This window comes from Thiohalocapsa sp. (assembly GCF_019695415.1).
In the GTDB taxonomy this organism is placed as follows: domain Bacteria; phylum Pseudomonadota; class Gammaproteobacteria; order Chromatiales; family Chromatiaceae; genus Thiohalocapsa.
On record NZ_JAIFKJ010000109.1, the window covers coordinates 1 to 7616 of the forward strand.

The window sequence follows — 7616 nt, forward strand, 5'->3', positions numbered from 1 at the left end:
ATGCACCGGAGTACGGCGCCAACAGCCTATTCTATTTGCCGTTGGACAAGCTCATTCGCTCCGGTCAAGCAGAAGACCAGCCGGTGTCGAGGGCGCCGACGATCAGTGCTGCGCCGGCGTCCGCGCCGCGTTCTAGCGGTAATCCACAACGTTCGGTCGACCGCGAGCGCCGCAGCCGCTGACGGCGCAGTCCCTGTCACTATCGGATTGATTCATGTCTCAGACTCTGTCGTTTCTGTCTCGCTACAAGAGCCTGTTTCCGGCGGCGCTAGTCGTCCTCGCCGTGCTGTTCTACGCCTTCACCTTCGTGGTCAATCAGTGGGAGGTGGCGATCAAGCTCCGGCTCGGTGAGATCGTCGCGAGCGACTACGAGCCAGGTTTGCACTTCAAAGTGCCATTACTGAACAACATCAAGAAGTTCGACCGGCGCATCCAGACCTTGGACTCGCAGCCTCAGCGCTTCCTGACCATCGAGAAAAAGGACGTCATCGTCGATTCTTACACCAAGTGGCGCATCAGCAACGCGGCGCAGTTCTTCCGCTCCACCGGCGGTGATTCCGCACGCACGGCGCGGCTGCTCTCTGAGCGCATCAATACGAGCCTGCGTGACGAGTTCGGTAAGCGCACCATCCAGGAAGTGGTCTCTGAAGACCGACTGGCGCTGATGACCGAGCTCACCCGGCAGATCGACACCCAGGCCACCGAGCTCGGTGTCGACGTGGTGGACGTGCGGGTGAAGAAGATCGACCTTCCGCCCGAGGTGAGCGAATCCGTGTACAACCGCATGCGCGCCGAGCGCGACCGCGTTGCCCGCGATCTGCGCGCCAAAGGCTCGGAAGCCGCCGAGCGCATTCGCGCAGACGCCGACCGCCAGCGCACCGTGATTCTAGCGGATGCATACAAAGAGGCAGAAGAGACGCGCGGCCAGGGCGACGCCAAAGCAGCGGAAGTCTATGCCAACGCCTATACGGCAGACCCGGAATTCTATGCCTTCTACCGTAGCCTGAATGCCTACCGGGAATCCTTTGGTGCCGGCGACAGCACCCTTGTGCTCGCTCCTGATTCTGAGTTTTTCAGGTACTTCGGGCACATGCGGGGCGCCCCAGACGACGCTGTCTCGACATCGGAGCCACCGCAGGCCTCCGCCCCACTGCCAGCACCGATGCCGGGCTACAGTTCTCGCCTGCGCTGAAGCCCATTCCTTCCCTCCGCCGCCGGCGTACGCGACTCCTCCGGCGGCCCATCGCGGGGGCCGTTCTAGGCCCCGGCGCCGTAACCCCCCTGTTGTCGAGGCTTGCCGGACGTTAGACTGCGCTTCGGCATCTATCGTGATGCCAGAGCCCCTGGGCCTTGATGGCACGGCACCGGTCTGCTGCAGGCGGCCCTACCGCCCACTGTTGTTCCGCTCGTCGCTCCATGTGGCATGATCTCCTCGTGGCTCTGGCGCTCCTCTTCGTGATCGAGGGTGTGCTTCCGTTCCTGGCGCCGAACCTAATGCGCCGTGTCCTGCTGGAGGTGGCGCGGCAGGACAATCGGAGCCTGCGCGTGAGCGGGCTGGTCAGCATGCTCGCCGGGGTCGCGTTTCTGTACCTGATCAACTAAGCCAGCCACCACACCCCTTAGCCCACTCCGATTGGCCTGTTTCCCTGGTTTGCCCGATGAACGAAGAACGCTGGCGCCTGCCGGATGGCATCGATGAGGTGTTGCCGCCCGAGGCGGCGCGAGTGGAGCACCTGCGCCGCGAGCTGCTCGACCTCTACGGCAGCTGGGGCTACGAGCTGGTAATCCCGCCCTTCATCGATTATCTCGACAGCCTGCTCACCGGCACCGGCAGCGACCTCGATCTCAAGACCTTCAAGCTCACCGATCAGGTGAGCGGACGCCTCCTCGGCGTGCGCGCGGACATGACGCCGCAGGTGGCGCGCATCGACGCGCATCGGCTGCGCCGCGAAGGGCCAACGCGGCTCTGCTATCTCGGTACGGTGCTCCACACCCGTTCCGACGGCTTCGCCGGCTCGCGCGCGCCGCTGCAGATTGGTGCGGAGATCTTCGGACACGACGGCGTTGAAAGCGATGTCGAGGTCCTGCGCCTACTGGTGGCGACCCTGGAAACCGCCGGTATCGACAATGCGTACCTCGATCTCGGCCATGTGGGCATCTACCGCGCGCTCGCGGCACAGGCGGGGCTCGACCGCGGTCAGGAGATGGCGCTCTTCGACGCCTTGCAGCGCAAGGCCATCCCGGAGATCCGGGAGCTTATCCACCGCGCTGGCGTCGCGACCGCCGTCGGCGACATGCTGCTCGCCCTGCCGGAGCTGAACGGCGACGACGCCCTGGAGCGAGCGGGCGATGCACTGGCACAGGCAGCAGCTCCAGTGCAGTCAGCGCTCGCCCGCCTGCGGGCGGTGGCCGATGAGATCGCGCGCTGGCTGCCGTCGCTTTCAGTGCATTTCGATCTCGCCGAGCTGCGCGGCTACAACTACAAGACCGGCATCGTCTTCGCCGCCTTCGTGCCGGGCTGGGGGCTCGAGATCGGGCGTGGCGGGCGTTACGACGACATCGGACTGGTATTCGGACGCTCACGGCCGGCCGTCGGCTTCAGCACGGACCTGAAGGGCCTTATCGCGCAGGCGCCACCAGCGGAAGGGGTACTCCGACCTCCTGTGCTGGCCCCATGGAGCGCGGAGCCGTCGCTGCAGGCCGAGGTTCGCCGCCTTCGCCAGTCCGGGCGACGGGTGATCTACCGCCTCCCGGGCGCCGCGGACACCGCGGGGAGCAATGCGGAGCAGTTGGTGCAAGAGGCGGGCGGCTGGGTACTGAAGCCCGTGAGAGAGACCTGAGACCGGCTGCGCTCGGGCCACGATCGGCCGACGCCACGCGTTCACCGCTGTGACGCCGGCGAGCGGTCGTCTCCCGAAACCATGAACATCGTGTTAACTTGTCGGCCGATCACCTCGGACCGACGGCCAGTGGAGGCCAAACCGACATGGGCAAGAGCGTTGTTGTCATCGGCACCCAGTGGGGTGACGAGGGCAAGGGCAAGATCGTCGACCTGCTCACCGAGCGTGCCGACGCCGTGGTGCGCTTCCAAGGCGGTCACAATGCCGGCCACACGCTGGTCATCGATGGCGAGCAGACCGTACTGCACCTGATCCCGTCCGGCATCCTGCATGACGGCGTCACCTGCCTCATCGGTAACGGCGTCGTGCTCGCGCCGGACGCGCTGCTCGAAGAGGCAGCAACGCTGGAGGCGCGCGGCGTGCCCGTGCGTGAGCGTCTCGGCATCAGCCCCGCTTGCGCCCTGATATTGCCGTATCACAAGGCGCTCGACATCGCCCGCGAGAAGGCCCGCGGCGCCAAGGCCATCGGCACGACCGGGCGCGGCATCGGCCCGGCGTACGAGGACAAAATCGCCCGGCGCGGCATCCGCCTCGGCGAGCTGCTGGAGCCGTCGCACTTCGAGGAACGCCTGCGCGAGGTGCTCGACTATCACAACTTCACGCTCCAGCAGTACCTGGATGCCGAGCCGGTGGACTTCGCCGAGGTGCTGGACACCACGCTGACCTACGGCGAGCAGCTCGCGCCCATGGTGGAGGATATCGTGGCGCGGCTCGCGCGCATGCGCCGGGACGGGGCGAATGTGCTGTTCGAGGGCGCCCAGGGGGCGCTGCTCGACATCGACCACGGCACCTATCCCTTCGTGACCTCGTCCACCACCACCGCCGGCGGCGCCGCCAGCGGCAGCGGTGTTGGGCCGCGGGATCTCGATTACATCCTGGGCATCGTCAAGGCGTACACCACCCGCGTGGGCGGCGGCCCCTTCCCGACGGAGCTCTTCGACGCCGACGGCGACCGCCTCGGCGAGCAGGGTCACGAGTTCGGCGCCACCACCGGGCGCAAGCGCCGCTGCGGCTGGCTCGACATGGTAGCGCTGAAGCGCTCCTTCATCGTCAATAGCGTCTCTGGTCTCTGCATTACTAAGCTCGACGTGCTCGACGGCATGGAGTCCATCCGCATCTGCACCGCCTACGAGCTGGACGGCGAAGTTCTGGATGCACCGCCGGTGGGGGCCGACGCGCTTGCACGCTGCAAGCCGCAATTCATCGAGCTGCCGGGCTGGCAGGAATCGACGGTCGGTGTCGAGTCACTGGACGGTCTTCCGTCGGCGGCACGGGCCTACCTCGAGAAGATCGAGGAGCTCGGCGGCGCCCCCATCGACATCGTCTCCACCGGCGCCGATCGCGCTCAGACTGTCGTGGTCCGCCACCCCTTCGACGCGCGCTGAGCTGCAGGAGCGCGCCCGGGCAATCATGCTCGCCCCGGCACCGCGGCAGTTGCGCGGTAAACCGCCCATCCAACCACGAACAGGTGCGCCCGGCCCATGAGCGAGACGGCCCTGTTGTTCGAGAGTCTGCGCTTGATGCTCATCGGCATGGGCATCGTTTTCTGTTTCCTGTTGCTGCTGGTGGGCATCCTGCGGGTTATGTCCTGGGCGGCGCTGCGACTCGCGCCCTTGCCGCAGACCGAGCCCGCAGTGCCGACTTCGAGCACCGGCACGGCCATGGGCGCCGGCAAGGGCGACGAACCGCCGATCGCCGTCATTGCCGCTGCCATCGCCCGCTACCGCAAGCGCAGGCAGGCCGGGCCGCACTGACGGCCGCATCCTGCAATGAGCATCCTCGCCGCACCGTTGGGGAGTCACCATGACCGACAAGAAACCGCTAGGCATCACTGACGTTGTATTGCGCGATGCCCATCAGTCGCTGCTGGCGACCCGCATGCGCATCGAGGACATGCTGCCCATCGCTGGGAAGCTCGACCAGGTGGGCTACTGGTCGCTGGAGAGCTGGGGCGGTGCCACGTTCGACGCCTGCATCCGCTATTTGGGCGAAGACCCGTGGGAGCGCCTGCGAAAGCTGCATGCGGCCATGCCGAATACGCCGCAGCAGATGCTGCTGCGCGGGCAGAACCTGCTTGGCTACCGCCACTACGCTGATGATGTGGTAGAGAAGTTCGTCGAGCGGGCGGCAGTGAACGGCATCGGCGTCTTCCGCATCTTCGACGCCATGAACGATCTGCGGAACCTGGAGCAGGCGGTACGGGCAGCGCTCAACACCGATGCTCATGCGCAGGGCACCATGTCCTACACCGTAAGCCCGGTGCACAACATGGAGTATTGGGTGGACTTGGGCCGGCGGCTGGAGGACATGGGCTGCCACTCCATGTTCATCAAAGACATGGCCGGGCTGCTGCGGCCTTATGTCGCTGAGGAGTTGGTGTCTCGACTGAAGGAGACTTGCAGCATTCCCATCGCCATGCAGTGCCACGCAACCACGGGGCTCAGCACGGCTACCATCGTCAAGGCCGCCGAGGCGGGCATCGACATGGTGGACACGGCCATCTCCTCCATGAGCATGACCTATGGCCATTCGCCGACGGAGTCTGTGGTGGCCATCATGGAGGGCACGCCGCGTGACACGGGGCTCGATCTGAAGCTGTTGGAGGAGATCGCTGCCTACTTCCGGCAGGTGCGCAAGAAATACGCCCGGTTCGAGGGCTCCCTGCGCGGCGTTGACTCGCGCATCCTCGTGGCCCAGGTGCCGGGCGGCATGCTCACCAATATGGAGAATCAGCTGCGCGAGCAGGGCGCCACGGACCGCATCGACGAAGTCCTGGAGGAGAGCCCAAAGGGCCGCGAGGATCTGGGCTTTATCCCGCTGGTGACGCCCACCAGCCAGATCGTCGGCAGCCAAGCGGTGCTGAACGTGCTCATGGGCGAGCGCTACAAATCCATCACCAACGAGACTGCGGGCGTGCTCAAGGGCGCCTACGGCAAGACGCCGGCGCCCGTCAACGAGGCCCTGCAGGCGCGGGTGCTCGCCGATGGCGAGGAGCCCATCACCTGCCGCCCCGCGGACGAGCTGAGCCCGGAGCTGGAGCGGCTGACGGCGGAGCTGGAGGGTATCGCCACCGAGCGCAAGCTCGACCTGGCCCAGGACCAGGTGGACGACGTGCTCATCTACGCCATGTTCCCGCAAGTGGGCCTCAAGTTTCTTGAGCACCGCGGTGACCCGTCTGCGTTCGAGCCGCCACCCTGGGAGTTGGACGCCAAGGAGCAGACCCAGCGGGAGGTCGCCGCGCGCGCGGCTCAGCCCGCAGCGGCATCCGTGGCCGCCGGTGGGCCTGAGCATTACCGGGTTGAGGTGGACGGGCGAAGCTATGCGGTGACCGTCTCGGCAGAGGGCAGTATCGAGCGGGTGTCAGACAGCCCAGCGCCCGCGCCGACTGCCGCGGCGCCGGCCTCGGCGCACGTGCTCGAGTCACCGCTTGCGGGCAATATCGTGCGCGTACAGGTACAGCCGGGCCAACAGGTGGCCATCGGCGACGTGCTGTTGGTGCTGGAGGCGATGAAAATGGAGACCGAGGTCCGCGCCACCACCGCCGGCAAGATCGTGGAAATCCGCGTCAAGGAAGGCGATGCCGTGGGGCTCGGTGCGCCCCTGCTCTCCGTCGGCTGAACCGAGCGTCACAAGACAAATGGATCAACTGCTGAAGCTCTGGCAGTCCATGGGCATTGCCAATATGGACTGGGGCCAGGCCTTGATGATGGCGGTGGGCTGCGGGCTCATCTACCTCGCCATCGCCAAGAAGTTCGAGCCGCTGCTGCTGGTGCCTATCGGTTTCGGAGCACTGCTCAGCAACATCCCGGTGGCCGGTATCGGCGGGCCCGACGGCATGATCGGCATGATCTACACCGTCGGGGTGGAGACGGGCATCTTCCCGCTGCTCATTTTCATGGGGGTCGGGGCGCTCACGGACTTCGGCGCACTCATCGCCCGACCATCGACGCTGCTCCTCGGGGCGGCCGCCCAGTTTGGCATCTTCGCGACGCTGATCGGCGCGATTCTGCTCAACTTCGTGCCCGGATTCGACTTTACCCTGCAGGACGCCTCGGCCATTGCCATCATCGGCGGCGCCGACGGGCCGACGGCAATCTTCCTGGCTTCCAGGCTGGCGCCGGACCTGCTAGGCGCCATTGCCGTTGCGGCGTATTCCTACATGGCGCTCGTGCCCATCATTCAGCCGCCCATCATGCGCGCGCTGACGACCCCAGCGGAGCGTCGGGTGGTCATGCAGCAGCTGCGCCCCGTCTCACAGCTGGAGCGGATTCTGTTTCCATTCGTGGTGCTCCTCCTTTGTGCACTGCTGTTGCCGTCGGCGGCGCCGCTCATCGGCATGCTCACCTTCGGCAACCTACTGCGTGAATGCGGCGTGGTGGAGCGCCTGAGCCGTGCCGCTCAGAACGAGATCATCAATATCGTCACCATCATGCTTGGGCTGGCCATTGGGTCCAAGTTGTCCGCGGACAAGTTCCTGGCGCTGGAGACCCTCGGTATCCTGGTGCTCGGCGCGCTCGCGTTCTGCATCGGCACCGCCACCGGTGTGCTCATGGGCAAGATCATGCATCGGGTCACCGGCGGTAAGGTGAACCCATTGATCGGCGCGGCCGGGGTATCGGCGGTGCCTATGGCCGCCCGGGTGGTGAATCGCGTCGGGCTCGAGGAGGACCATCACAATTTTCTCCTGATGCACGCCATGGGCCCGAACGTCGCCGG

The 7616-nt window shown here is 66.0% G+C and carries 7 protein-coding genes and 1 pseudogene; all 8 read left to right on the forward strand.

Annotated features, from left to right (window positions below; genetic code table 11):
- Positions 1–182: pseudogene (locus I6U14_RS02400) on the forward strand (protease modulator HflK); the annotation flags it as partial.
- Positions 183–214: 32 nt separating this feature from the next.
- Complete coding sequence (hflC, locus tag I6U14_RS02405; protein ID WP_296896598.1) at positions 215–1192, forward strand: protease modulator HflC; 978 nt, start codon at positions 215–217, stop codon at positions 1190–1192.
- Positions 1193–1416: 224 nt separating this feature from the next.
- Positions 1417–1602 carry a DUF2065 domain-containing protein gene (locus I6U14_RS02410; protein WP_296896600.1) on the forward strand — a complete coding sequence of 62 codons (186 nt, stop codon included), beginning with the start codon at positions 1417–1419 and terminating at the stop codon, positions 1600–1602.
- A gap of 56 nt (positions 1603–1658) precedes the next feature.
- Positions 1659–2840, forward strand: a complete 1182-nt coding sequence (locus I6U14_RS02415; protein ID WP_296896601.1) for an ATP phosphoribosyltransferase regulatory subunit — start codon at positions 1659–1661, stop codon at positions 2838–2840.
- 146 nt (positions 2841–2986) lie between these two features.
- Positions 2987–4285, forward strand: coding sequence for an adenylosuccinate synthase (locus I6U14_RS02420; RefSeq protein WP_296896602.1), 1299 nt, complete (start codon positions 2987–2989; stop codon positions 4283–4285).
- A gap of 96 nt (positions 4286–4381) precedes the next feature.
- Entirely contained in the window at positions 4382–4654 is a 273-nt protein-coding gene (locus tag I6U14_RS02425; RefSeq protein WP_296896603.1) for an OadG family protein, read from the forward strand.
- A gap of 49 nt (positions 4655–4703) precedes the next feature.
- The gene (oadA, locus tag I6U14_RS02430) at positions 4704–6518 is read left to right on the forward strand and encodes a sodium-extruding oxaloacetate decarboxylase subunit alpha (protein WP_296896604.1); all 1815 of its coding nucleotides are present in this window, start codon (positions 4704–4706) and stop codon (positions 6516–6518) included.
- A 19-nt stretch (positions 6519–6537) separates the two neighbouring features.
- Positions 6538–7616 (forward strand): sodium ion-translocating decarboxylase subunit beta (locus I6U14_RS02435; RefSeq protein WP_296896606.1); only part of this gene is annotated, 1079 nt, incomplete at its 3' end.